Raw genomic sequence first — 25,675 nt, forward strand, 5'->3', positions numbered from 1 at the left:
TAATGGTAATGGCAAGATTAAAATCTTTATATAACGATAAATTAAAGCAGCAAATCCAAGAAGAGCTTGGTTTGGCGAATGTGATGCAAGTGCCTAAAATCACTAAAATCACACTTAACATGGGTGTAGGCGGTGCGTCTCAAGATAAGAAATTACTTGAAGGTGCTGTAGCTGATATGACTGCAATTGCTGGTCAAAAACCTGTTGTCACCAAAGCGCGTAAATCAGTTGCTGGCTTTAAGATTCGTGAAGAATGGCCAATTGGCTGTAAAGTAACGCTACGCGGTGAGCAAATGTACGAATTTTTAGATCGTCTCGTTGCCATTGCAATTCCTCGTATTCGTGATTTCCGCGGTTTTTCACCTAAAGCCTTTGACGGACGTGGTAACTACTCATTGGGTATCAAAGAACAAATTGTATTCCCAGAAGTAGATTTTGACAAGATTGATCGTATCCGCGGTATGGATGTGACAATCACCACGTCAGCTCAATCTGATGAAGAAGGTCGTGCGTTGCTTAAAGCATTCGGCTTCCCATTTAAATAAGGTAAAGACGTTATGGCAAAGAAGAGCATGATTAACCGCGAATTGAAGCGCGAAAAAATGGTTGCTAAGTACGCTGATAAGCGTATCAAGCTAAAAGAAACTATCAGTGATATGACTGCAAGTGACGAAACTCGTATGGAAGCGATGTTAGAGCTACAAGCTCTTCCACGTAACTCATCGCCAGTACGTCTGCGCAATCGTTGTGCTATCACCGGTCGTCCTCACGGTTACTTCCGCAAGTTTGGCTTATCACGCAATATGCTGCGTGAGCGTGTCATGCAAGGCGATGTGCCTGGTGTTCGTAAAGCAAGCTGGTAAGGGGTAACTATATGAGTATGCAAGATACCGTTGGGGATATGCTAACCCGTATTCGTAACGCACAAATGGCTAACAAAGTATCGGTAGCAATGCCGAGCTCTAAATTACGTAAATCAATTGCTGATTTACTAGTTAGCGAAGGTTATGTGGCTAGTGCTGTTGTTACTGAAGAAGCAAACAACAAAGCAAGCCTTACTATTGAACTAAAATACTTCGAAGGCCGTGCTGTCATCGAAACTATTCAACGTTTTAGCCGTCCTGGTTTACGCCAGTTCCGCGGTAAAGACGCTATCCCTACTGTTAAGCAAGGTATGGGTGTTGCTATCGTATCAACTAGCCAAGGTATCATGAGTGATCGTGCTGCACGCGCTGCTGGTATCGGTGGTGAAATCGTCGCATTTGTAGCGTAAGTTACACGACGATAAAGTCTATTTGATACTGTTGGGCTTCTATCAATGTGGTAATGGTAAATTATTTAACATTGGTAGGTGTCTAACGTAGTCAACTATGCTAAACTAACACGCTTTTTAGCCTGTTAGTTTTTTCGCTAATATAAAGAAGTTAATTTTTTAAGGAATATTCCTATGTCTCGTGTGGCTAAAGCCCCAGTGACGCTGCCAAATGGTGTAAGCGTTACTTTGAACGATCGGCAGGTCGAAGTTAAAGGCAAGAACGGCAATTTGTCTTTACGCCTGCATGCATTGGTCGAGCTGAAACAGGAAGATGATGTTATCATTTTCTCACCTACAGTCGATTCAAAAGAAGCTATGATGCACACTGGCACCATGCGCGCTCTGCTTAACAACTATGTTACAGGCGTGAATGAAGGCTTTGTAAAACGTCTTCAATTAATTGGTGTTGGTTACCGCGCACAAGTTACTGGCAACAAAGTAACTTTGAACGTTGGTTACTCTCATCCAGTAGAGTATACGTTACCTGAAGGTGTGTCAGCTGAAACCCCAACGCAAACTGAAATTGTTTTGAAATCAAACAATAAGCAGCAGCTTGGTCAAGCAGCGGCTAATATCCGTGGTTTCCGCCCACCTGAGCCTTATAAAGGCAAAGGTATTCGTTATAGTGACGAGCATGTGATTCGCAAAGAAGCCAAGAAAAAATAAGGTGAGTTGAAATGTTTGATAAAAAAGCAGCTCGTCTGCGTCGAGCTAAGAAAACCCGCGCGCATATCCGTTTTTTAGGCGTTAATCGCTTAACGGTTAACCGTACGCCAAAACATATGTATGCCCAGATTATCTCTCCGAACGGTGGTGAAGTGATTGCTCAGGCATCTACCTTAGACGTCAGCTTGCGCTCAGGCGCTACTGGTAATGCTGATGCAGCAACGTCTGTAGGCCAATTGATCGCAGAACGCGCAAAAGCAGCTGGTATCACTAAAGTTGCCTTTGACCGTAGTGGTTTCAAATATCATGGTCGAGTTAAAGCTTTAGCAGAAGCAGCTCGCGAGAACGGATTGGAGTTTTAATCATGGCTAGAAATGATAAAAATGATAAAAATGAACAGACTGACGGTCTAGTAGAACGCTTAGTTACCGTTGATCGTGTTGCAAAAGTTGTTAAAGGTGGTCGTATTTTCTCTTTCACTGCACTAACTGTAGTGGGTGATGGCAACGGTCGTGTTGGTTTTGGTCGCGGTAAAGCACGTGAAGTGCCAGCTGCTATCCAAAAAGCACTAGAAGCTGCCAAACGTAATATGATTACTGTTGAGCTAAATGATGCAACTTTGTATCATCCGATCAAAGCACGTCATGGTGCTAGTAAAGTTTATATGCAACCTGCATCTGAAGGTACTGGCGTAATCGCTGGTGGCGCAATGCGTGCTGTGTTAGAAGTTGCTGGTGTCAAAGATGTTTTGACTAAATGTTATGGTTCTACCAATACTGCTAACGTTGTTCGCGCAACGTTTAACGGTTTACGTGATATGTCAACTCCAGAGAAGATGGCAGCTAAACGTGGTAAATCTGTAGACGAAATCTTGGGTTAACTTAGACTAGGTGAGTTACGATGAAAAAAATGAAAGTCACTCAATTTAAATCGGGTGCCCATCGCCTAAAGAGCCACAAAGCGAGCTTGAAAGGATTGGGTTTACGCCGTATTAACCATACTGTTGAAGTAGAAGATACTCCTTCAACTCGTGGTATGGTAAATCGCGTTAACTACATGGTAAAAGTGGAGGAAGCGTAATGGGTCTTAGATTAAATGAATTATCACCAGGTGTTGGTGCAAAGAAAACTGCACAACGTCGTGGTCGTGGTATCGGTTCAGGTCTTGGTAAGACTGGTGGTCGTGGTGTAAAAGGTCAGAAATCTCGTTCAGGTTCTAGCGTACGCTCAGGATTTGAAGGTGGTCAAATGCCTTTATATCGTCGTCTACCTAAATTTGGTTTTACCAGTAAAATGGCAATGAAGACAGCTGAAGTACGTCTGTCTGAACTAAACCAAATTGAAGGCGATGTTGTTAGCATTGAAACACTTAAAGCTGCTAACCTTATCCGTCATGATATGAAGCGTGCCCGTGTTATGTTATCAGGCGAAGTCACTAAAGCTTATACTTTTAAAGGTATCAAAGTGACTAAAGGCGCTAAGCTAGCAATCGAAGCTGCTGGTGGTAGCATCGAGGAGTAATAACGTGTCAAAACAATCAATGTCATCGACTGGTATACCGCTCAATCCATTTGCATTTATACGCAAGTATGATGAATTATGGACGCGTTTATTATTCTTAATCGGCGCATTGATTGTTTATCGTTTAGGGTCACATATTCCAGTACCGGGTATCAATCCGGTTAACTTGGCTGATCTGTTTTCGCGCAACGAAAACACCATCCTGAGCATGTTTAATATGTTCTCAGGCGGTGCACTAGAGCGTATGTCTATTATGGCACTTGGTATTATGCCATATATCTCAGCATCGATTATTGTACAGATGATGTCTGCGGTATTGCCATCGCTTGAAGCCCTCAAAAAAGAGGGTGAAGCGGGACGACGCAAGCTAAACAAGTATACCCGTCAGGGAACGCTTGCCTTAGCCCTAGTACAGTCATTAGGGATGTGTGCTGGCTTAATCAGTCAAAACCTTACCTTATCTTCTGGTCTTACTTTCTATATTCCAGCTGTTACTTCTTTAGTGGCAGGCGCTATGTTCTTAATGTGGCTTGGTGAGCAGATTACGGAGCGTGGTGTAGGTAACGGTATTTCAATGCTCATTTTTGCGAGCATTGTGGCTGGTACGCCAGGTATGATTTCGCAATCTATCGAACAGGTCAATCAAGGTCAGATGAACTTGATTGTACTATTTATTTTTGTGTTACTAGGTATCGCGGTTACTGCTGGCATTGTTTATATTGAACGTGCTCAACGCCGTGTTCCTGTAAACTACGCACAAAAGCAGCAACAGGGTCGTAAAATTTATGCTCAGCAGCAGTCTCATCTGCCGTTGAAGCTAAACATGGCAGGGGTTATTCCCGCTATCTTTGCGAGTTCTCTATTGTTGTTTCCAGCAAGTTTAGGGCAGTGGGTTGGTCAATCAACCGATCCTACCTTTACACAAAAAATATTACAGAATATGGCGTTAGTATTGTCTCCAGGACAGCCGCTATATTTAGTATTGTTTGGTGCAATGATTATTTTCTTCTGCTATTTTTATACGGCGCTAGTATTTAGCCCACGTGAAGTAGCTGAAAACCTTAAACGTAGTGGTGCGTATATCCCAGGTATTCGCCCAGGACAACAAACTCAGCGTTACCTCGATCATGTATTAAACCGATTGACCTTTATTGGCGCGATGTATATGACGGTTATTTGTTTAATGCCAATGGTCGTCCAGTCATCGTTTGGTGTGCCGTTTCAACTCGGTGGTACGTCTTTACTGATTATGGTGGTTGTGGTAATGGACTTCATCTCGCAGATTCAAGCGCATTTGATGACCCATCAATATCATGATCAGACGTTAATTCAATCGCCCACTCAATCTTAAATGAGCGGTACGATATTTCAAGGAGCATGCTATGAAAGTTCAAGCATCAGTTAAAAAGATTTGTGGTAGCTGTAAAGTTGTGCGCCGTAAAGGCCGTGTACATATTATTTGTACAGCAGAACCTCGCCACAAGCAACGTCAGGGTTAATACTTAGTATCACAAAGCCTCAGGTTTTTGTTACTATTTAAATTAATACTTGAAAAATAACGGCGGATGCGATATCATCCGCCACTTGCCGTAGTTTATGCAAAAACTTTTATAATACTATCGAAGAATAAGTCTGTTATCAGACCAAAGCAGAGATTGAGATTACAAAGGCTTTAGTATTGACAGCAACAAATCTGAAAAGTAATGCCTTATCGTTAGATAACGCTTATTTTTCTTTAATGGAGAGAAATCAATGGCTCGTATTGCCGGCGTAAACATTCCGGATAATAAGCATGCTGTTATTTCACTAACTTACATCTTTGGTGTAGGTCGTACCACTGCTCAGAAAATCTTAGAAGCAGTTGGCATTGCCCCTACTACTAAAGTCAGTCAGTTAGATGATACACAGTTAGATGCTATCCGTGCACAAATTGCAAATTACATGACTGAAGGTGACCTTCGTCGTGAAGTTTCAATGAATATTAAGCGTTTAGTTGATCTTGGTTGTTACCGTGGCATCCGCCATCGTCGTAACCTACCAGTTAGAGGTCAGAATACCAAGAACAACGCTCGTACTCGTAAGGGTCCGACACGCCCTCTCAAAAGATAATTAACTTAGGAAGCTAAAAGATGGCAAAAGACACTCGCAGTCGCAAAAAGGTGACTCGCCGTTCAGTATCGGAGGGCGTAGCCCATATCCATGCGTCTTTTAATAACACCATTGTTACGATTACCGATCGTCAGGGTAATGCATTGGCTTGGGCCACTTCAGGTGGACAAGGCTTCCGTGGTTCACGTAAATCTACACCATTTGCAGCTCAGGTTGCAGCTGAAGTCGCTGGTAAAGCGGCCCAAGAATATGGTGTTAAGAATATCGACGTTTTGGTCAAAGGACCAGGACCGGGTCGTGAGTCTGCGGTAAGAGCACTAGGTGCATTGGGTTATAAAGTCAACAGCATCTCTGATGTAACCCCAATCCCACACAATGGTTGCCGTGCGCCGAAAAAGCGCCGCGTCTAATATTAAAGACGAAGCTTTTTATATTGAAAGCTTATAGGAGACATAACAATGGCCCGCTATATTGGACCAAAACTAAAATTATCACGTCGTGAAGGTACGGATTTAGGCCTTAAGTCTGGCGTTAAACCATACGACGTAAAAACGAAAAAAGCTGGTCGTCCACCAGGTCAACATGGCGTAAGCCGTAACAAGACCTCTGAATATGCTCTACAGCTGCGTGAAAAGCAGAAAGTTAAGCGTATTTATGGTGTACTAGAGCGTCAATTCGCTAATTACTATAAAGAATCTGCTCGTAAGCGCGGTGCTACAGGTGAAAACCTACTAGCCATGCTTGAGAGCCGTCTAGATAACGTTGTATATCGCATGGGCTTTGGCTCAACTCGCGCAGAAGCACGTCAGCTAGTCAGTCATCGTACTGTTATGGTAAAAAAAGCTGGCCGTGATGAGTTTGTTCGTGTGAACATTCCATCAATTCAGCTTCAAGATGGTGATGTCATCGCTATCCAAGAGAAGTCTCGCGAACAACTACGTATTAAAAACGCTATTGAACTAGCGACACAACGTGGTATTCCAGAATGGCTAGATGTTGATCACAGCAAACTACAAGGCACGTTTAAACATGCGCCTGATCGTATTGATCTACCTGCTGAAATCAACGAAAGCTTGATCGTTGAGCTATACTCTAAGTAAATGACGTACTGCTCGATGTCATGAAAATGGCATTGAGCAATTAACGTTAATTAAACCAGTTTAATAAATCGAGGTGACATCATGATGCTAAATGCAACTGAGTTTCTAACGCCGAATGCCATTAACGTGGATACGGTTAACGAAACGATTGCGAAAGTCACGCTCGAACCGTTAGAACGCGGCTTTGGGCATACCCTAGGTAATGCCTTACGTCGTATCTTGTTATCTTCATTACCTGGTGCTGCAGTCATTGAAGCCGAGATTGATGGTGTTGACCATGAATACTCTACGCTTGAAGGGCTACAAGAAGATGTACTTGACTTGCTTTTGAACTTAAAAGGCTTGGCAATTACGCTTCATGACCAAAATGAAGTATTTTTGACCTTGGATAAACAAGGTCCAGGCACTATTACTGCTGCAGATATCACGTTACCGCACAATGTTGACATCATCAATCCAGAATTGGTATTGGGTACATTGAGTGATCGTGGTCATCTTAAGATGCGTTTGCGCGTAGTAATGGGTCGTGGATATGAGCCAGCAAACCAGCGCCGTGAAGATGGTGATACTAAAGCAATTGGACGCTTAAAGCTTGATGCAAGTTTTAGTCCTGTGCTTCGTGTTGCTTATCAGGTTGAGAACGCTCGTGTAGAGCAGCGTACTGATCTTGATCGTCTTATCATTGAGCTTGAAACTAATGGCACTATAGATCCAGAAGAAGCAATTCGTAAAGCAGCCACTATTTTACAACAACAGATTTCTATCTTTGTTGACCTAGAAGCTGAAGAAGCGCCTGAGCCTGTGAAAGAGAAAGAAGAGGTTGATCCGGTGCTATTACGCCCTGTGGACGATCTTGAACTAACGGTTCGCTCAGCCAACTGCTTGAAAGCTGAAAACATTTACTATATCGGTGATTTGGTACAACGTTCAGAGACTGAACTTCTAAAAACCCCAAATCTTGGTAAGAAATCATTAACTGAAATCAAAGACGTTTTAGCGTCTAAAGATTTAGAGCTCGGTATGCGCCTAGATAACTGGCCACCAGCTGATTTACGTGTTGATGATCGCTTTTCTTATCGTAGCCGTTAAACTTTAAGGATTTTTGACTATGCGCCATCGTAAGAGTGGAGTCAAGCTGGGTCGTACCGGCAGTCATCGTAAGGCAATGTTTCAGAACATGACTAACTCATTATTTGAGCATGAACTGATCAAAACAACTTTACCAAAAGCAAAAGAGTTACGTCGCGTTGCCGAGCCATTAATCACTATGGCTAAAGAAGACAGCGTTGCTAACCGTCGTTTAGCATTCAGCCGTATGCGTAGCAAAGCTATGGTAGGCAAATTATTTGGCACGTTAGGTCCTCGTTACCAGACTCGTCCAGGTGGTTATTTGCGTATCGTAAAATGCGGTCATCGTGATGGTGACAATGCGCCAATGGCATATGTAGAATTAGTTGATCGTGACTAGTTTTATACTGAATATATGATTCATAAAAAAGCTCCAATTAATTGGAGCTTTTTTTTATGTCTTGAATTTGGTTAATCACATTATTCATTTTATTAGAGCAGTAGTGAATCAACATCAGCAGCACCTTGCCTGACAATCTCAGGTTGGCTGCTAGTCATATCTACAATGGTGGTTAGCTTGGTTGTTTTTATACCTGCATTGATTAGACCATCAATTTGATTGCCTAAGATATCCTCAATCTCGAATGGATCGTCAAGTATGTCATCACGGTTAGGTAAGATTAGTGAGCTGGTCAATATTGGTTCATCCATAGCTTCTAAAAGTGCTTGAGCAATAGCGTTACTCGGTACTCGGATACCGATTGTTTTTTTCTTGGCATGAGACAGTTTCTTTGGTACATCTTTTGTTGCGTTTAGGATGAATGTAATAGGTGCTGGGGTATGTGCTTTTAGCTGTTTAAACTGCACATTATCTACTGTAGCGTAATTAGCAATCTCACTTAGGTCACGGCATAATAAGGTAAATTGGTGTTTATCATCAAGCTCGCGAATTTGTTTAAGTTTTTCTAACGCATCTTTGGCACCCAGACGACAACCAAAGGCATAGCTGGTATCGGTAGGGTAGATGATCAGTTGGTCTTTACGTAGCAGGTCAGCCACTTGCTCAATCAATCGAGGCTGTGGATTGTCTGGGTGAATATAGAATACTTGCATAGTGCTTCCTTATCTTATAATTATGAGGTTTTTCTTCATTTAAATAAGTGTTTCGGTGGCTGAGTTAAGTCTGTTTAATACAGAGGATAATTCATAAAGTACATTTTAAACGTTAATAAAGTTTATTGGTTTAAAATATGGATTTGATTATTAGTATAGCGCATAGTACATGTAACTTTAGTGGCAAGGCGTTATTGTTCGTATGAGATCCTTAACCATTCACGTTATAAAAAATCACATCATTGAAAGCTATATTGCCACTGCTTTAGTCGGATTTGGTGTAGAAACCTCAAGTAAAGTAAGTAATAAGGTTTTAGCATCACGTGGTAGTGTCTGAGGCTCAGCAATATACTTTTCTGCTTGTCGATAAACATCATGTTCGAAGGTGCTATCACTCGTATCAAACGATGCAAATAAATTGTCCTGTGATACTTGGAAAGGTCGCCCGCAAGCTAAAGTAAAAAGACACTCCAATGCCTGCGGCTTAATTTCAACGCGTTCAAAAGACTGCTGCTGAGCTGCTGATCGTCCATCTGGTGCATACCAGTAGCCAAAGTCAGGCAACCTTCTACGAGCTTCTCCGGCCACACACCAATGGCTGACTTCATGCAATGCACTGGCAAAAAACCCATGAGCAAATTCAATTCTTGCGGGTTCATTGTTTTGGGCAGGAAAGTATTCGGGTTCACCTTCACTACGAACCAATATAACCTTTTGATCGGCAAATAAAGTATTGAATAATTGAATGAGCCAGTCGGTAGCTACTCGCTCATTATTATCAGCTAATTGTTGGTCGTTATCGTCAGTTTCGGTAGTAGATAAGCATTGCCATTCATTTCTCAGGCGCTCTAACGCTCTATTCTTCTCAAGATTTGATGAATCGGTAGAAGTGGAGTTCATATCACTGGCCAACTCGGTAAGACATTTCAATAGTATTTTTGCTTTAGAGGATGAGAGTAAGTTAGCAAAGTCAATTTTATTGTTAAACGAATTCATAAGTGAAATACTGGTCAGATAAGTGGTAAAAATGAAAACTATCACCTTAGTATAAAGGCGAAGAACAGGTCATGTTAAATCGTGCCAATATCAAAAATATTAACATACTAGCGCTAGCGTCATTCAATGCTTTCCGTTAGTATGGCAGGCAATATTATACACCGTTTTGATGAATGAGGCCGCGCATGTCAAGCACTCCAGAAAGTAAACCGTCAGCAATGCATACTGATAACAAAAAAGTGCCGTTACCTACCAGCATGCCCGATTCTATTTCTTTAGATAAGTGGGCAGATACTGGTTATGAATGGTCAGGAGAAGTAGAGCCAAGTGCGTTCAAACGTCTGGCGCTTATTCTAGCTACCGAACACGAGCAAGAAAAAATACAGCTTAGTGCTAGCTTGTATCGCCGTAATAATGTCTTACATTTGGCATTTACATTGACTGGTCAGGTTTGGCTAACTTGTCAGCGCTGTCTGCAGCCAGTGGCTATCGATTTGTCTGATGATTTTAATATTGCTTTGCTTGAAAAAGAGAGCCAAGTACGCTTAGTGAATGAAGAGCAAGATTATTTATTACTTGATGAAATCATTACAGAGCAATCACCAGAGAAGCTATTGCCATTCAAGAAATTGGTTGAAGACGAGATACTACTCAAGACGCCAATGTCACCAAAGCATGATGACTGTGAGATGACGGTAGAGCAATTTGGTGAGATTCCAGAAGAAGAAGAAACAGAAAATCCTTTTGCCGCTTTAGCCTCGCTAAAAGGCAAGTTGTAGTTTCATTAAAAGCAATTCACATATAAATGTACTACTTAATGAATTTGTGATACCTTTCATCAGCTTTCTACAGAAGAGTGAGATGCAGGGCTTTATTAATCCATTAAACATGCGTATAATGTCCGGTTTATTGCATTCTAGCAACAAGTTGCTTGCTGATAGAAGCTGACTATGCAAATTTACTATAGATTTTAGACATAGTTAGCATTTTATGTGAGTGGCAATCTATTTAACTAATGATGCGTAAGACTTAGGTTGTTGTGATTATATGGCCTCTGTCAGTATCGATTAAAGCTGAATTTCAAGCTTATCCCTTTTAAGTATAGGAGCTATATCATGGCTGTTCAAAAAAGTCGTAAAAGCCGTTCTCGTCGTGACATGCGCCGTTCACACCATCGTATGGAAGTGGCTGAGCTGAGCATTGATGCTACTACTGGTGAAAAACATCGTCGTCATCACATGACTAAAGATGGTTTTTACCGTGGTCGTCAGTTGTTCAAGGTAAGTCAAGACGCCTAAGTTGTTTGTTAGCTAATGCAAAAGTAGTCATAGTACTGGTGACTATTATTGCTTTTGCATAGCTGTATCAAGCAATGAGTTTTGAGCTAAAGAAAGCCAAGTTATTTCGCTATCATATATTATGTGGCTAGATAACTTGGCTTTTTGCTATGGTTTTTTAAAATAAATATTTTATTTTTAGCCTTTAGTAAATATGAAAGTGAACTGATACAATCTATTATTACAATTTTAGTGATATTCTCTGCTACACCAGTTTAGGTGGCACTCACTATGATAATAGAGCCTGTCAGTGTATAGTTCACTAACAGCTAATTTTTCGAAAAATAACGAACGCAACGGCTCTGTGTCGTACCTAATAATATAACAACTCCCATTATTTTTAGGGATGTTTCCAATTGAATAAGGAATATTGGTTATGGCCTCTGTACCCGATATGGCAAAAAAGCAGCCTTCGCGGATCGCGGTAATTTTCCCTGGTCAAGGATCACAAGTCGTTGGTATGACGAGTGAGCTTGCTGAAACCTATCCAGAGATTCGTGATACTTTCGCTGAAGCAAGTGATGCACTTGGTGAAGACTTATGGGCAATCTGTCAGGATGAAGAAAAGCTCAATCAAACCCACTATACTCAGCCAGCATTATTGACGGCTAGCATAGCTATCTGGCGAATCTTGAAACAGAAAGTAGTCACAGAGCCTTGTTATTTAGCAGGGCACTCTCTAGGTGAGTATAGCGCGCTCTGTGCAGCTGATGTGATATCGCTTGCTGATGCAGTAAGACTGGTTCATAAACGTGGTCAGTTAATGCAAGAGGCTGTTGTAGGAATTGATACAGCGATGGCAGCAGTATTAGGTCTTGAAGACAATCGGGTCGAAAATTTATGTGAGCAAGCGACTGAACATGTTGATGGCGCGATTGTTGGTGCAGCCAACTTTAATAGCCCAGGCCAAGTCGTTATATCAGGTAATGCCGATGGCGTTAATGCTGTTATTGATAAAGTAAAAAATACCGGTAAGAAATCTGTTCCGCTAAAGGTTAGTGTTCCATCGCATTGCGCACTAATGGAGCCAGCGAGTAGTGCTTTGGCTGAAATTTTGGCAGACATCAAATTTGAGCAAGCCACGATTCCTGTTATTCAAAATCGTCATGCACGTGTCGAAACCAGTGCGTTGGGTATCAAGCAAGCATTGACTGAACAGCTAAGCCAACCTGTATTATGGTCAAAAACCATGCAAGAGCTGGCTGACAAGCAAATTAATATTTTAATCGAGTGTGGCAGTGGTAATGTATTGAGTAATTTGGCGAAGCGTCAAGCCCAGCCAATTGCCAGCTATCCTACTGACAAACCTGCCCGCCTTGAGAAATTAATGGAGTTATTATCATGAGCCGTACGATTACATTAGTAACAGGCGCGAGCCGTGGCATTGGCAAAGCTGTTGCCAAACGTTTTGCTAAAGAAGGTCATTTTGTCATTGGTACAGCGACGACTGAAAAAGGCGCTGAGCTTATCGATGACTATCTTCATGACAGTGGTGGTATTGGTCGAGTCTTAGATGTACGTGATACGGCGCAAATTGATAAATTGTTTGAAGAGATCGAAAGCGTCTATGGTGCGGTACAGGTACTGGTCAATAATGCTGGTATCACGCAAGACGGCTTGCTAATGCGCATGAAAGATGATGACTGGGGCAATGTCATAGACACTAACTTAACGTCAGTATATCGCATGAGCAAACGTGCTGTACGCGGCATGATGAAAGCCCGCCGTGGCCGCATCATTAATATTACCTCTGTAGTCGCGCAGATGGGTAATGCAGGTCAATCTAACTATGCTGCAACCAAAGCAGGTGTAGAAGGGTTTAGCCGTACCTTAGCGCGTGAAATTGGCTCACGTCAAGTGACTATTAACTGTGTCGCTCCGGGTTTGATTGAAACAGATATGACGGATGAGCTTGATGAGCGTCTGCTAAACTCGATGTTAGATGCTGTCCCTATTAGCCGTTTAGGGCAGCCAGAAGACATCGCCGCAGCAGTGCATTTCTTGGCCAGCGATGAGGCCAGCTATATCACAGGCGCTGTTATTCCTGTCAATGGCGGCATGTATATGTAAGTGACGCACAAGTGTTACATAGTGATAATAAAAAACTGTGTGAACGAGTGTAAACTATAATAAAGGGTGCTATAATGACGGACACTTTTAGGCCAAAGCACTGTATGATAGCAGAGCTTTACCAGACATTAGTCAAAACGTATAATCCGTTATAAAGCATTCAGATAGCTATACTAATCTGAAAGTCTCACTTATATACAATGCTATAGAATCTAATAATAGAACTATAGTGGTTTGTCAAAATAATAGATCAAAAAGGAGAAATCTACATGAGTAATGATACCGAGCTAAGAGTTAAAGCTGCAGTAGCTGAGCAATTGGGTATGAACGTTGAAGAAATCAGCAACGATGCTTCATTTATGGAAGACTTAGGTGCAGATTCATTGGATCTAGTTGAATTGGTTATGTCATTCGAAAGCGATTTTGGCATCACTATTCCTGATGAAGATTCAGCAGAACTAACGACTGTTCAAAAAGCAATTGATTACGTACAAGCACAGCTATAATTCTATATTAGCTTAGCAAGTTTTGTATTGCCGCTTATCTTAATTGATAAGCGGTTTTTTTATGTCTTGTAAAATGAGCTTTCCATATGAGTAAATTGTATTTATTAACATAAGCTACGTCGATTCAACATTATTCAACATACTATTACTAGCCAGTTCAACTACCTTTGTCTATACTCATCTTGGTAAGCAGTAATAAAGTATGACGAAAATTAGATATGTACCCCATTATCTGATTTTATACGTCATCGAAAATAATGATTAATAATAATATTTTAAGGAGCAGTTACATGGGTATGTTCAGTTTTGCAAAAGACATCGGTGATAAGATATTCAATCGTGATGAAGCCGAGCATGATGCTAAGTCAGAAACCAAAGCAGATGCTAACACACCAGTACAGAGTAGTGAGCCTTCAGCGCAGTCAGTCGCTAATATCTTGCTTCGTCGTGTTCAGCAGCAGAATCTAAATATTAGCGATCTAAAGATTAAATACAATGGCTCAACGGATACTGCTGAGATCAGTGGTAAAGCCAAAACACAAGCAGACCGCGAAAAAGCAATCATCGCAATTGGTAACGTACAGAACGTTGCGAAAGTTATTGATAATATTGATATCGAAGAAGATGCCCCTGAGTCAACCATGTACACAGTAAAGTCTGGTGACAATCTATCTAAAATCGCCAAAGATGTTTATGGTTCAGCCAGTGATTATATGAAGATTTTTGAAGCGAATAAGCCAATGCTTTCTGACCCTGATAAAATTTATCCAGGCCAAGTATTACGTATCCCTAAGCCATAATATTAGCAATGAATAGTACAAAAATATGCGCCAATAAAAATGCCTCTTATTCGTAAGAGGCATTTTTTTGTTTAGACAAATATAAGCCTAAGACTCAATTGTCTTCAACTTATCTTGTTGCTCAGCTATTGCCCAAAGGATATGCTCATCTAATATCTCATTGTGTACACCCAGTTTTGATTGTAATTGGGTAATAGTGTCTGTACTGGCGTTAGCGTTCCCAAGGCCAATAGCGATATTGCGTAAAAAGCTAACATAACCTGTGCGTCTGAGTGGGCTGCCTTCGGTCTTTTTCATAAAGTCAGCTTCTTGCCACTGCCATAGTTCAAGTAAGCTACTACTATCAAGGTTGTGCCGTGGTGCGAAGTCTTCCACAGGTGTGATATTAGCATAGCGATTCCAAGGACAGATAAGCTGACAGTCATCACAACCGAAGACGCGATTACCAATCGCCCGGCGGTACTTAGTATCAATGGTACCTTTATGCTCGATAGTGAGGTAGGAGATGCAGGCTGAAGCGTTGAGCTCATAGGGTGCAACAATCGCTTGGGTAGGGCAAATATCAATACAGGCACTACAGCTACCACAATGCTCTTTGATAGGTTGGTCATCTGGCAACTCAAGGCTAATAAATAGCTCGCCCAACACAAAAAACGAGCCTGCTTGTTTATTAATGAGTAGCGTGTGCTTACCTGTCCATCCAAGGCCAGCAGCATCAGCGATAGGGCGCTCAAAGATAGGTGCAGAGTCGCTAAATGGCCGAAAGATAAAATCTCGCTCTGACCCAATATTGAGGTGTTGCCACTCAGGAAGCATTGTTTCTATTTTTAATGCCAATTGCTTTAAACGACTACGCATTGTTTTGTGATAATCACGTCCTCTGGCATAACGCGCAATGATACCTTGGTTGGGAAGGTCATTGTCAGTGACAGCACGAGGTTTCGGTGCTTGAGTTAGGTAATCCATACGAACGCTGATGATAGTTCTTGCACCATCGACCAATTGCTCAGGGTTCGCCCGTAGTTCATGATTGCTGTGCATAAACTGTAGCTGTCCCTCGTAACCTTTCTCTAGCCATTGCTGCAGTTGTACAATTTGTTTAGCAAACAAAGGATGGTGCACGGATAGAAAGCCGCAGTCAGCAAACCCTAGCGCCTGTGCTTGAGTCTTGATCCACTGTTTGACGTCTGCTGTGGTGGCGAATGTTGAGGTATTATTAATTTCAATCTTGTTTGCGAGTGCATCATCAATAGTAGCGGTTCGTTGTTGGCTAGCTGCCTGCTTGGTAGAAGATATTGGTAGGCTTGGTGTAGATGAGTTATTCATGTGTAATAGTAAGCGTTGATGTGAGTACCGTTATGATAAGCGAGTGAGCCAATAGCGCAAGCATAAAAGAAAATAAACTCGCATTCATATTGATACACAAGTCAAAGCTGGCTTTTGCTAAGCTAGGATATGTCTTCATATCAATGAGGCAATATTAAGCGTCAGAATAATATAAAACAATCTAATAAAAACAGTTGAGGGCAAGTCATGCGAATACACGGTCATTCATTCATCAATAAGAAACACCCTGTAGCGCTATATAGTAGTAAACAGCTCTACGCAATGGAGCAAGCATGGTTTGATGAAGGTCATGATAGTTTCGGACTAATGCAACAAGCAGCTTGGCAAATGGCGAAGCATATCGAGCAGCTTTATGAGAAAAAATATTCAAACCATCATTCATCAGAATCTGCTAATTTTTTTCATCGTCATAACGTTCAGTATCGGGTGAGTATCTGGGTAGGAAAAGGCAACAATGGCGGTGATGGTTGGCTGATTGCATACTATCTCAAGCAAGCTGGCTGGCAGGTACAGGTAGTCACAGTGGGTTTTGAGGATAGTGATTTTAGCAATAGCGACTCTGATCAAGTTAGTTTTGATAAAAGTGATATAACGAAAAATTCTAATAGCAAAAATTCAATAACAGATGCCCAAAAGGCTTTACAGGTAGCACGATCTGCTAATTGCAAGTATGAGCGCTTTGAAGATAGCCAAAATGATTTGAGAGCAACAGCGCTACAAACTGATGTCTATATCGATGCACTATTTGGTATAGGGCTGGATCGTAAACCTGAAGGTATCTATAAGCAGGTAATTAGAGCTTTTAATGAATTAACGGAGCAAAATAATGGGCTGGCCATTGCGGTTGATATTCCAAGTGGTGTGGTTGCTTCGACTGGTGAAGTGTTCGACCGTATAGCGATACAGGCGGATGCAACTTTATGTTTGATTGCGCGGAAATTTGGATTGCATACTAAAGACGGGGTAGATTATAGCGGGCAGGTAACCGATATACCGCTGATACCTTATCAGGTAGGCAATGTAGCGTTTGAGCCAGTAGCCAAATTGATTACTACTGGATATGCTCTCAGTCCACGGCGTCAAAATAGCTACAAAGGGAGCTACGGCCACGTACTGGTCATCGGTGGTAATCGTGTTGATGGCTCACAAGGTATGGGCGGGGCAGCGATACTGTCTGCCTCAAGTTCGATGGCGGCAGGAGCGGGTAAAATCACTGTTGCCTGCCACGAAGCCTTTCATAACGCACTGTTGACGTCACTACCAGATGCCATGACTATCAATTTGCATGATACTCAAGGTGTGCAGCACTTAATCAAGGCAGCCAGTGTGGTAGCTATTGGTATGGGGTTGGGCCGTGACGATAAAGCACAGGCATTATTCGTAAATTATATACAAGCTGCTATGACAGCGAAAAAGCCAATAGTTATAGATGCTGACGGGCTTTATCACTTGGCATCGTTACAGTTGAAAAGTGATAAATTCATCACCCAATTGCGAGAGTATAGTACTGATAATGAGGTTTTTTTAACACCGCACAGTGGTGAAGCTGCTAAGTTGCTGAATAAAAAAATACATGAGATAGAGTCAGATAGATTATCAGCCATCAAACTATGTGCGAAGACGTATGGTGGCAATTGGGTGCTCAAAGGTGCAGGGTCTTTGGTTTTAGAGAGTGGCTTAGATCAACAGCAGATCTATGTTTGTGGTGTTGGTAATGCTGGCATGGCAACCGCTGGTATGGGCGATGTGTTGTCTGGTGTCATTGCTGGGTTGTTAGCACAACAGGATTTGGAGCCGGAGATGCGCAGTTTGCATCAAGCGGTTATCATACATGGGTTAGCAGGGGATATATTGGTTAGTCAGACGAATCAATATAATAGTGGCAAGAGTGATCGCGGTCATCTCTTGATAGGACAACGAGGGCTACAAGCTCAAGATATGCCAGTAGCCATTCGTCATGTTATGCAGTTGCTGGTTGATTCCTAAAACTAGCGTTGAGACTAGGTAGTAGGATTGCCACAATACTGGTCAATCGCTTGCTGTACGCGCTCACGCTTAAGCTCAATCTCGCGGCCATCTAGATACTGACGTTTGCCACTGGCATCCATTTCATAGATACGGCCGCCAACATTTAGATTGGTCAAGTTGCTGCGTAATGATTGGCAACGCTGTGCATTGGCTTGTGCCTCTTGCTCTTTAATACGTGTCTCAAGTGCTGCCACTCTTTGTTCTTCTGCACTAGGGGCATTACTCTGATTGGCATCTGTTTTGCCAGCTAAATTTCCTGCGTTGTTCTGTCTACCGTCACTACGGAACTCAATCAGTTCGATATTTTTGCCATTCTGTGGAGAATGTTGGCTATATTTTACTTCGCCGTGTGCACCAACAGACTTATAAACCTGAATAGCATGACTGGCATTCATGGACAGCATTAGCATACACGCCGTACTCATACTCACAAGCAGTTTGGCAGCAGTATTTATCTTAGATGCATATGCCATTGTAGCAATCCTCTTAATTGGTAAAAAAACAGATGTTTATATATGTGTCAATATAACATTTTAGTGTTTGAATGGTACTAAAAATGTACCAGCGTTTGATTTTAGCAAATAATTCTTATGAATGTATATTATTTAATAACTAATAGTTAGGGATGGGCTTTAGAAGTTTTTCTTGACAATGGCTCGTAAACCGCCGAATATAATAGGAGTTGATTGGTCAGTGAGCGGCTTTTATGATATTGCCGTGGCACTTGAAAACGAGAACTACGGGTTACTTATCAGTGGCTTATACCGTTCTTTTTTCTTTGTGATAATGATATAGCAACGGTAGTAGTCGTTATGAATGACAGCTATTGATAACTGTATACATTGTCTCCGGACTTATCTGTCTACAATGACTAAGATAAACTTGTTATTTGAAATGCGCTAAGTATCGTTTTAGCGATTGTATTAAACACGGCTCAAGATTTAGGGAAGAGATATCTTCAATCAGCCTATTGTAATATCTAATGATATTGCGATGTGTTACTGGCTATCAAAGTTATTTTTCCACCTATTCTAATGCCTACGTATATATCAATCGAGTATAGATACTGGTTCGTGTTAATGATCAATAATAAGCCTCTTTTATAGATGCATTCGCATCTTGTCACTGTACATCGATAAACTCCTATCACAGAGCTGACCCTACATATATTGCTGTGTTTAAGTACTATGTTGTCTTATAAAACAGCATGACTGAAATATAGCGGGCACACATTCTTGATATGGATAAGTATTAGCACTCATTTTTACGAGCTGAATAACCATGTGCAAACGTCGTTGTTTTCTTTTATAAAATACTGCTACTGCTTACCAAAAAAAAAGGTGATGACAGTGACGCAAACCACGCAAAGTCCGAATATGACTGGACATACCCAAACGGGTAATGCTGCCAAAAATTTTGAAGAAAAGCAACAACGCCTTGCTGAAGGTAGTGCACAGCCTGTAATGCTGTCTGGTGCTGAGATGCTGGTGCAATCGCTGACGGATGAAGGTGTCAAATATATCTTTGGCTATCCAGGCGGTGCAGTTCTTCATATCTATGATGCCTTGTTTCAACAAGAGAATATTGAGCACATCTTGGTGCGTCATGAGCAAGCAGCAGGCCACATGGCAGATGCTTATTCGCGAGTGACTGGTAATACTGGCGTCGTGCTGGCAACATCAGGCCCTGGTGCGACCAATACTGTGACCGCTATTGCTACTGCCTTTATGGACTCTGTACCAATGGTTGTCATCGCAGGTCAGGTGCCAAGCAGCCTCATCGGTGAAGATGCTTTCCAAGAAACAGATATGGTCGGTGTATCACGTCCTATCGTTAAGCATAGCTTCCAAGTACGCCATGCTAGCGAAATTCCAATGATTGTTAAAAAAGCCTTTCACATTGCACAGTCTGGACGTCCAGGCCCTGTCGTAATCGATGTGCCAAAAGACATGACGGCACCTAGCGAAAAGTTTGCTTATGAATATCCAAAAGAAGTATTTATACGCTCATATCAGCCATCTCTAAAAGGCCATAGTGGTCAAATTAAGAAAGCAGTAGAGACGCTACTAGCCGCACAGCGTCCTATCATCTACGCTGGTGGTGGTGTGATTTGGAGTAAGGCTCACGAAGAGCTGAGAGATATTGCTCATCGTCTAAACCTACCAGTGACCAATACATTGATGGGCCTTGGTACGTTCCCCGGTTCTGATAATCAGTTCTTGGGAATGCTTGGCATGCATGGTACCTACGAAGCCAACATGAGTATGCATCATGCTGATGTGATTTTGGCAGTGGGCGCGCGTTTCGATGATCGTGTGACCAACAATGTCAAAAAATTCTGCCCTAACGCGACTATTATCCATATTGATATCGATCCTGCGTCAATTTCAAAAACGATTCTTGCTCACATTCCAATCGTGGGTGATGTGAAGTCAGTATTGACTGATATGTTAGATATTATCGGTGAAGACAAACAACTTGAGCAACATGCATTGCTTGACTGGTGGTCGCAGATTAACGAATGGCGTAAGCGTCATGGTTTGCGTTATGACACCAGTACCGACAATGGCATCAAGCCACAGAGCGTCGTACAAGCTCTAGATAAAGTGACTAATAGTAACGCTATTATCACGAGTGACGTCGGTCAGCATCAGATGTTTGCCGCGCTTTACTATACCTATAATGAGCCACGTCAATGGCTGAACTCAGGTGGTCTTGGTACCATGGGTGTTGGTCTGCCGTATGCAATGGCTGCTAAACTTGCCAACCCTGAGCGTGATGTGGTTTGTATTACTGGCGAAGGCTCTATTCAGATGAATATCCAAGAGCTATCGACCTGCTTGCAATATAACTTACCAGTTAAAATTCTGAACATTAACAATGCTCAATTGGGTATGGTTAAGCAGTGGCAAGACATGCTATATGAAGGTCGTCACGCACAGTCATATATGAATTCACTGCCAGACTTCGTTAAATTGGCCGAAAGCTATGGTCACGTCGGTATCAAAATTACTGACCCTGCAACTATGGAAGCACAGATAGCAGAAGCGATGGCAATGAAAGACAAGCTAGTATTTATTGACGTTTATGTCGATCGTAATGAGCATGTATATCCGATGCAAATTGCTGGACAGACAATGCGTGATATGTGGTTAACAAAAGGGGAGCGTACCTAATGCAACAACAACATCTGATTTCGGTATTAATGGAAAACGAAGCGGGTTCGTTGTCGCGTTTAGTCGGTTTGTTCTCACAACGTGGTTATAATATCGAAACGCTAAACGTCGCACCAACTGATGACCCAAGTATTTCACGTCTGACTGTGACGACTATTACTTCACCTGAAAGAATTGAGCAGATCACCAAGCAATTGCATAAATTGATTGAAGTGGTTAAAGTGCTGAACCTATCAGAAAACGTACACGTTGAACGCGAATTAATGCTAGTAAAAGTTCGAGCGTCTGGTAGTGTACGTGAAGAGATTAAACGCAGTGCAGACATTTTCCGCGCACAAATCGTTGACGTCAATTCTAACTTATATACGATTCAAATCGTCGGTGATAAAGCCAAGCTTGATGGCTTTATTGATGTGATTGGTCGCGAACGTATCATGGAAGTGGTACGCTCGGGCGTCATCGGTATTTCACGCGGTGAAAAGACGCTTAGCCTTTAATCGGTTGAGTGTCTAATAACAGAATATTTTAGTTAAATCATATTGATTTAAAATCAACAAAACGCTTATCTTAGTGACCATTTTACGATAGTGGCTATTGCATAAGCGTTTACTATCCATGGCAAACCATGATTGAGAAAAAGGACTGTATTTATGAACGTTTATTATGACAAAGATTGTGATTTATCAATTATCCAAGGTAAGAAAGTTGCTATTATTGGTTACGGTTCACAAGGCCATGCCCATGCGCTTAATCTACAAGATTCAGACGTCGATGTGACTGTTGGCCTACGTGCCAATTCAGGTTCATGGAAAAAAGCTGAAAATGCGGGCCTAAAAGTTGCTGAAGTAGAAGAAGCGGTAAAAGCTGCTGACGTTATCATGATTTTGACGCCTGATGAGTTTCAAAAAGAGCTTTATAACGATGTAATCGAACCAAACATCAAAGAAGGCGCTACATTAGCTTTTGCTCATGGTTTTGCGATTCATTATAACCAAGTCGTGCCACGTGGCGATCTTGATGTCATCATGGTGGCACCAAAAGCACCAGGTCATACTGTACGTTCAGAGTTTGCTAAAGGCGGCGGTATTCCAGATTTGATCGCTATCTATCAAGACGCTTCAGGTCAAGCCAAAAACTTAGCACTATCGTATGCTGCTGGCGTTGGTGGTGGTCGTTCAGGTATCATCGAAACAACGTTTAAAGATGAAACTGAAACGGATCTATTTGGCGAGCAAGCAGTACTTTGTGGCGGCGCAGTAGAGCTGGTTAAAATGGGCTTTGAGACGCTAACGGAAGCGGGCTATGCACCAGAAATGGCTTACTTTGAGTGTTTGCATGAGCTTAAGCTTATCGTTGACTTGATGTATGAAGGCGGCATCGCTGACATGAACTACTCAATCAGTAACAACGCTGAGTACGGCGAATACGTTACAGGCCCTGAAGTCATCAACGAGCAATCACGTGAAGCGATGCGTAATGCGCTAAAACGCATCCAGTCTGGTGAATACGCGAAGATGTTTATCTCTGAAGGCGCAACCAACTATCCATCAATGACCGCGCGTCGTCGTAACAATGCTGAGCACGAGATCGAAATTACTGGTGCTAAGCTGCGTGGTATGATGCCATGGATCGGTGGTAATAAAATCATCGATAAAGAAAAGAACTAAAACAGTATTAAGTTATAGAAAGACTGTTTAGTTTTAAAGAATCCCATGTTATCGACTGATAGCATGGGTTTTTTAATGCACTCTGTTTGCTCAATGCTTTTATGGTAGGCTATCTACGGGTTGAAAACCCATGGTAGCCCCCAATATAGACAGGCATTATTACATTAACTAACGGTTTGTTCGGTTAGGCGATTATTGTTATTTCCGTTCGTCTTTGAGCTATCAAACAAATCAAATAATTTCCGTTCTTCTTTTCCTATAGATTACAGGTTGTATGTTGTGCAAATATCTTATTCTGACTGGCTAACGCCGCAATTCATATATGTTCTTCTTAGTGCTGTGATCGCTGTTTTAATTTGGATAGAAGGGGAGATGCTCAAAACAACAGATGGCAAATTGCCTCAATCTAAGTTTTTTAAAATCAGTTCACTTTTGGATACCTCATGGTTCTTTATTTCCGTGGTCATGTTATATGTGATTGATCTAACACCATTGGCAGTTGCGGTACCTGCAGCCTATGGTCTCTATACTACTTTTGGTTGGGTATACGGAACGCGTCTACTGAAACGTAAGGGTATTCCTGACTCTCCGAAAGACTTAGTAATACCAGCTAAATATATCGCTTATAGCCAGTCATTTTCATTGGTATTCTTTGCATTATGCTTGCTAGTATTAAGCTCACAGTGGCTACCAATAGCTCAGTAAAGGCCAGTCTAAATTATAGCTTGCTAACAATTTTTGACCTTGCGATTTATAAACTTATCTGGATTATTGCCTTTGATTGTAGATAGTATTGAATAAAAAATATTATTTATATCAATATGTTATGTGGTTAATGAGTGCTTGAACTAACTTCAAAAAATTGGTTTTAATTATTTACAAAAATCATCAATTTAAACTGTTGTCATTATGAAAAGCTGCTATAATCAAGCTGTACTTACAATATTTTAGGTAAAAAATTCAAGTCATCCGAGGATGATTTAGTAGATTTTACTGCCGCATTCTGCAAAAAAATATTTGGGTATATATCAATTAATCGGTGATGACACACGTCTCGCCAACAGTTAAAGAGTTAGGAAAATTTATGTCAGATAAAGTTGAAGGCACTGTAAAGTGGTTTAATGAAGCTAAAGGTTTTGGTTTTATCGCTCAAGACAATGGCGGACAAGACGTATTCGCTCACTACAGCGCTATCCAAGGTGGCGGTTTCAAAACCCTAGCTGAAGGCCAAAAAGTGTCTTTCATCTTAGGTGATGGCAAAAAAGGCCCACAAGCTGAGCAAATCGAAGCTATCTAATTTCTACTAGTGATTGAGTAGACTGCTTGTCAGTAAGCTTGATTGCAATGAAATTATCAATACGCATTGATTACTTTGTTTGTTAAAACAATAAAAATACTGTTTCAACTTTAAAAAAAAGCAACCTCTCATCAGGTTGCTTTTTTTATATAAATTTTTCTTGTCATCATATAGTATGAGGGAAGTATCTTTAGCTAAGCACTGTTAGCAGGGCTCATTTATCTTGTAAAGAAATGGGAAAATATTTACATTCATTATGAGATCTTCTTTTAAAGAAATAAGTAATAACAAAATGTTAAGTAATTAAAGTACCTACAATGCTATAAAGGTTGAAGATATTTAAAATATAGGTGAAAGCTAGCCGTAAACTTGTTCGCTTATAAACTATTTGTAATAGAATAGTGATAAATTTATGACGCATTATTCACGGCGTTGTCTTGACCTTATGCTCGTGCTCACGCAAGATACATAGGTCTGATAATAACGGTTGGCTTAGCTTTAACGGATTTTGTCGATAGAGAATATGATATAAATATATTTTTTAGTATTGTTTCATTTTTTCGATTATTGACTGTCTGTTGATGCACTAACAACCTTCAATGCTATTTTGAACAACAATGAACCTTTGGTTCTTAATTGATAATTTTTAATTCATAACATTAATAAACGAGGAACGTATGAAAGCATTAGTAGCGGTCAAGCGTGTCATTGATTATAACGTAAAAGTTCGTGTAAAAGCCGATAACTCTGGCGTTGATCTATCAAACACCAAAATGTCAATCAACCCTTTTGATGAAATCGCAGTAGAAGAAGCGGTTCGTCTAAAAGAAGCTGGTGTGATTGATGAAATCATTGTTGCGTCAATCGGTCCAAAAGAATCACAAGAGCAGATTCGTGCTGCACTAGCATTGGGTGCTGATCGTGGTGTGTTAGTTTTGACTGATGAAAAACCGTATCCACTACAAATCGCTAAGATACTAAAAAGTATCGCTGAGTCTGAAGCTACAGACATTATCCTATTGGGTAAGCAAGCGATTGATGATGACAACAACCAAACTGGTCAGATGCTAGCAGCATTGATGGGTATCGGTCAGGGTACGTTTGCATCAGAAGTAAAAGTTGAAGGCGATAAAGTAAATGTAACTCGTGAAATCGATGGTGGATTACAAACAGTTGCGCTTGATTTGCCAGCAGTCATCACGACTGATTTGCGTTTGAATGAGCCACGTTATGCAAAACTGCCTAACATCATGAAAGCGAAGAAAAAACCGCTTGATGAAAAGACACCAGCTGATTTCGGTGTTGATATGGCATCTAAGCAAGAGATTATTAAAGTTGTGCCACCTGCTGAACGCAAAGCTGGTATTACAGTAGGTTCAGTGGATGAGTTGGTTGATAAGCTAAAGAACGAAGCTAAAGTAATCTAAGACTTCGCTACGGCATATCATGTACAAAGTTACATGTTTAATTTGGCTGATTCAGTATTCGCCACACCAGTAACTTTGTACACAGACAACCTCATGACATGAATAGACGATACGAATAAATAAAGGATTAGAA

At 41.3% G+C, this 25,675-nt stretch carries 32 protein-coding genes; 28 read left to right on the forward strand and 4 right to left on the reverse strand.

All coding sequences use genetic code 11. From position 1 onward, the window contains the following. Positions 1-8 precede the first annotated feature (8 nt). The 15 genes from rplE to rplQ all read left to right on the forward strand — a co-directional run bounded on the left by rplE (position 9) and on the right by rplQ (position 8,178). Positions 9-545: a 50S ribosomal protein L5 gene (rplE, locus tag AAEY75_RS12195; protein WP_110923948.1), complete on the forward strand. Its 537-nt coding sequence runs from the start codon at positions 9-11 to the stop codon at positions 543-545. A 12-nt stretch (positions 546-557) separates the two neighbouring features. Then, positions 558-863 (forward strand): 30S ribosomal protein S14, encoded by a 306-nt coding sequence (gene rpsN / locus AAEY75_RS12200; protein WP_021813378.1) that lies wholly within the window; start codon positions 558-560, stop codon positions 861-863. An 11-nt stretch (positions 864-874) separates the two neighbouring features. Beyond that, entirely contained in the window at positions 875-1,273 is a 399-nt protein-coding gene (rpsH, locus tag AAEY75_RS12205) for a 30S ribosomal protein S8 (RefSeq protein WP_110923949.1), read from the forward strand. A 174-nt stretch (positions 1,274-1,447) separates the two neighbouring features. Then, positions 1,448-1,981 (forward strand): 50S ribosomal protein L6, encoded by a 534-nt coding sequence (gene rplF, locus AAEY75_RS12210; RefSeq protein ID WP_110923950.1) that lies wholly within the window; start codon positions 1,448-1,450, stop codon positions 1,979-1,981. A gap of 11 nt (positions 1,982-1,992) precedes the next feature. Further along, entirely contained in the window at positions 1,993-2,343 is a 351-nt protein-coding gene (gene rplR, locus AAEY75_RS12215; protein ID WP_110923951.1) for a 50S ribosomal protein L18, read from the forward strand. Between the two features lie 2 nt (positions 2,344-2,345). Continuing rightward, positions 2,346-2,861, forward strand: a complete 516-nt coding sequence (rpsE, locus tag AAEY75_RS12220) for a 30S ribosomal protein S5 (RefSeq protein ID WP_010196711.1) — start codon at positions 2,346-2,348, stop codon at positions 2,859-2,861. A 20-nt stretch (positions 2,862-2,881) separates the two neighbouring features. Further along, complete coding sequence (gene rpmD, locus AAEY75_RS12225; RefSeq protein WP_010196714.1) at positions 2,882-3,061, forward strand: 50S ribosomal protein L30; 180 nt, start codon at positions 2,882-2,884, stop codon at positions 3,059-3,061. After that, positions 3,061-3,501, forward strand: a complete 441-nt coding sequence (gene rplO, locus AAEY75_RS12230; RefSeq protein ID WP_110923952.1) for a 50S ribosomal protein L15 — start codon at positions 3,061-3,063, stop codon at positions 3,499-3,501. Before rpmD ends, rplO begins: the two co-directional genes overlap by 1 nt. 19 nt (positions 3,502-3,520) lie before the next feature. Next, entirely contained in the window at positions 3,521-4,852 is a 1,332-nt protein-coding gene (secY, locus tag AAEY75_RS12235) for a preprotein translocase subunit SecY (RefSeq protein ID WP_181416317.1), read from the forward strand. A 31-nt stretch (positions 4,853-4,883) separates the two neighbouring features. Then, positions 4,884-5,000: a 50S ribosomal protein L36 gene (rpmJ, locus tag AAEY75_RS12240; RefSeq protein ID WP_010196721.1), complete on the forward strand. Its 117-nt coding sequence runs from the start codon at positions 4,884-4,886 to the stop codon at positions 4,998-5,000. Between the two features lie 253 nt (positions 5,001-5,253). Further along, positions 5,254-5,610 (forward strand): 30S ribosomal protein S13, encoded by a 357-nt coding sequence (rpsM, locus tag AAEY75_RS12245; RefSeq protein WP_010196723.1) that lies wholly within the window; start codon positions 5,254-5,256, stop codon positions 5,608-5,610. 20 nt (positions 5,611-5,630) lie between these two features. Then, positions 5,631-6,020, forward strand: a complete 390-nt coding sequence (gene rpsK, locus AAEY75_RS12250) for a 30S ribosomal protein S11 (protein WP_058368279.1) — start codon at positions 5,631-5,633, stop codon at positions 6,018-6,020. Positions 6,021-6,068: 48 nt separating this feature from the next. Next, positions 6,069-6,710 (forward strand): 30S ribosomal protein S4, encoded by a 642-nt coding sequence (gene rpsD / locus AAEY75_RS12255; protein ID WP_110923954.1) that lies wholly within the window; start codon positions 6,069-6,071, stop codon positions 6,708-6,710. An 81-nt stretch (positions 6,711-6,791) separates the two neighbouring features. Further along, positions 6,792-7,799: a DNA-directed RNA polymerase subunit alpha gene (locus tag AAEY75_RS12260; RefSeq protein ID WP_011279808.1), complete on the forward strand. Its 1,008-nt coding sequence runs from the start codon at positions 6,792-6,794 to the stop codon at positions 7,797-7,799. A 19-nt stretch (positions 7,800-7,818) separates the two neighbouring features. Further along, positions 7,819-8,178 (forward strand): 50S ribosomal protein L17, encoded by a 360-nt coding sequence (gene rplQ / locus AAEY75_RS12265; protein WP_010196736.1) that lies wholly within the window; start codon positions 7,819-7,821, stop codon positions 8,176-8,178. 92 nt (positions 8,179-8,270) lie between these two features. Here the strand turns inward: rplQ and AAEY75_RS12270 are convergent, their stop codons facing one another. Both AAEY75_RS12270 and AAEY75_RS12275 read right to left on the reverse strand, forming a co-directional pair. Continuing rightward, positions 8,271-8,891, reverse strand: a complete 621-nt coding sequence (locus AAEY75_RS12270; RefSeq protein ID WP_197102320.1) for an L-threonylcarbamoyladenylate synthase — start codon at positions 8,889-8,891, stop codon at positions 8,271-8,273. Positions 8,892-9,140: 249 nt separating this feature from the next. Further along, positions 9,141-9,887 carry an elongation factor P hydroxylase gene (locus AAEY75_RS12275; RefSeq protein ID WP_352259714.1) on the reverse strand — a complete coding sequence of 249 codons (747 nt, stop codon included), beginning with the start codon at positions 9,885-9,887 and terminating at the stop codon, positions 9,141-9,143. Between the two features lie 185 nt (positions 9,888-10,072). On the opposite strand from AAEY75_RS12275, the gene AAEY75_RS12280 reads away from it, so the two are divergent. The 6 genes from AAEY75_RS12280 (at position 10,073) to lysM (ending at position 14,600) form a co-directional block, all read left to right on the forward strand. Next, positions 10,073-10,666, forward strand: coding sequence for a YceD family protein (locus AAEY75_RS12280; protein ID WP_201592628.1), 594 nt, complete (start codon positions 10,073-10,075; stop codon positions 10,664-10,666). Positions 10,667-11,002: 336 nt separating this feature from the next. Further along, positions 11,003-11,185, forward strand: a complete 183-nt coding sequence (gene rpmF / locus AAEY75_RS12285; protein WP_068408434.1) for a 50S ribosomal protein L32 — start codon at positions 11,003-11,005, stop codon at positions 11,183-11,185. 415 nt (positions 11,186-11,600) lie between these two features. Next, a complete protein-coding gene (gene fabD, locus AAEY75_RS12290; protein WP_197102314.1) occupies positions 11,601-12,569 on the forward strand; it encodes an ACP S-malonyltransferase in 969 nt (322 codons plus the stop codon). Then, positions 12,560-13,294, forward strand: coding sequence for a 3-oxoacyl-ACP reductase FabG (gene fabG, locus AAEY75_RS12295; protein ID WP_245905717.1), 735 nt, complete (start codon positions 12,560-12,562; stop codon positions 13,292-13,294). Before fabD ends, fabG begins: the two co-directional genes overlap by 10 nt. A gap of 269 nt (positions 13,295-13,563) precedes the next feature. Next, positions 13,564-13,800 (forward strand): acyl carrier protein, encoded by a 237-nt coding sequence (acpP, locus tag AAEY75_RS12300; protein WP_010196746.1) that lies wholly within the window; start codon positions 13,564-13,566, stop codon positions 13,798-13,800. A gap of 290 nt (positions 13,801-14,090) precedes the next feature. Further along, positions 14,091-14,600: a peptidoglycan-binding protein LysM gene (gene lysM / locus AAEY75_RS12305; RefSeq protein ID WP_110923960.1), complete on the forward strand. Its 510-nt coding sequence runs from the start codon at positions 14,091-14,093 to the stop codon at positions 14,598-14,600. A gap of 87 nt (positions 14,601-14,687) precedes the next feature. On the opposite strand, the gene queG is transcribed toward lysM, so the two are convergent. Next, positions 14,688-15,926, reverse strand: a complete 1,239-nt coding sequence (queG, locus tag AAEY75_RS12310; protein ID WP_201592626.1) for a tRNA epoxyqueuosine(34) reductase QueG — start codon at positions 15,924-15,926, stop codon at positions 14,688-14,690. 207 nt (positions 15,927-16,133) lie between these two features. Here queG and AAEY75_RS12315 point away from each other — a divergent pair, with 207 nt between their 5' ends. Further along, positions 16,134-17,933, forward strand: a complete 1,800-nt coding sequence (locus AAEY75_RS12315; protein WP_197217854.1) for an NAD(P)H-hydrate dehydratase — start codon at positions 16,134-16,136, stop codon at positions 17,931-17,933. A 14-nt stretch (positions 17,934-17,947) separates the two neighbouring features. On the opposite strand, the gene AAEY75_RS12320 is transcribed toward AAEY75_RS12315, so the two are convergent. Then, positions 17,948-18,448 (reverse strand): DUF4124 domain-containing protein, encoded by a 501-nt coding sequence (locus AAEY75_RS12320; RefSeq protein ID WP_110923963.1) that lies wholly within the window; start codon positions 18,446-18,448, stop codon positions 17,948-17,950. Between the two features lie 990 nt (positions 18,449-19,438). Here AAEY75_RS12320 and AAEY75_RS12325 point away from each other — a divergent pair. The 6 genes from AAEY75_RS12325 (at position 19,439) to AAEY75_RS12350 (ending at position 25,542) form a co-directional block, all read left to right on the forward strand. Beyond that, complete coding sequence (locus AAEY75_RS12325) at positions 19,439-21,151, forward strand: acetolactate synthase 3 large subunit (RefSeq protein WP_197217974.1); 1,713 nt, start codon at positions 19,439-19,441, stop codon at positions 21,149-21,151. Then, complete coding sequence (gene ilvN / locus AAEY75_RS12330; RefSeq protein ID WP_110923965.1) at positions 21,151-21,648, forward strand: acetolactate synthase small subunit; 498 nt, start codon at positions 21,151-21,153, stop codon at positions 21,646-21,648. The genes AAEY75_RS12325 and ilvN overlap by 1 nt, the downstream gene beginning before the upstream one ends. Positions 21,649-21,801: 153 nt before the next feature. Continuing rightward, on the forward strand, positions 21,802-22,818 hold the full coding sequence (gene ilvC, locus AAEY75_RS12335) for a ketol-acid reductoisomerase (protein ID WP_110923966.1): 1,017 nt from the start codon (positions 21,802-21,804) through the stop codon (positions 22,816-22,818). A gap of 279 nt (positions 22,819-23,097) precedes the next feature. After that, positions 23,098-23,523, forward strand: a complete 426-nt coding sequence (locus AAEY75_RS12340; RefSeq protein WP_197217852.1) for a hypothetical protein — start codon at positions 23,098-23,100, stop codon at positions 23,521-23,523. Positions 23,524-23,902: 379 nt separating this feature from the next. Further along, a complete protein-coding gene (locus AAEY75_RS12345; protein WP_010196799.1) occupies positions 23,903-24,115 on the forward strand; it encodes a cold-shock protein in 213 nt (70 codons plus the stop codon). Positions 24,116-24,792: 677 nt separating this feature from the next. Beyond that, positions 24,793-25,542 (forward strand): electron transfer flavoprotein subunit beta/FixA family protein, encoded by a 750-nt coding sequence (locus AAEY75_RS12350; protein ID WP_110923967.1) that lies wholly within the window; start codon positions 24,793-24,795, stop codon positions 25,540-25,542. Positions 25,543-25,675 lie beyond the last annotated feature (133 nt).

Origin of the sequence: Psychrobacter sp. TB55-MNA-CIBAN-0194, from assembly GCF_040309505.1 — a bacterium.
Lineage (GTDB): Bacteria > Pseudomonadota > Gammaproteobacteria > Pseudomonadales > Moraxellaceae > Psychrobacter > Psychrobacter fozii.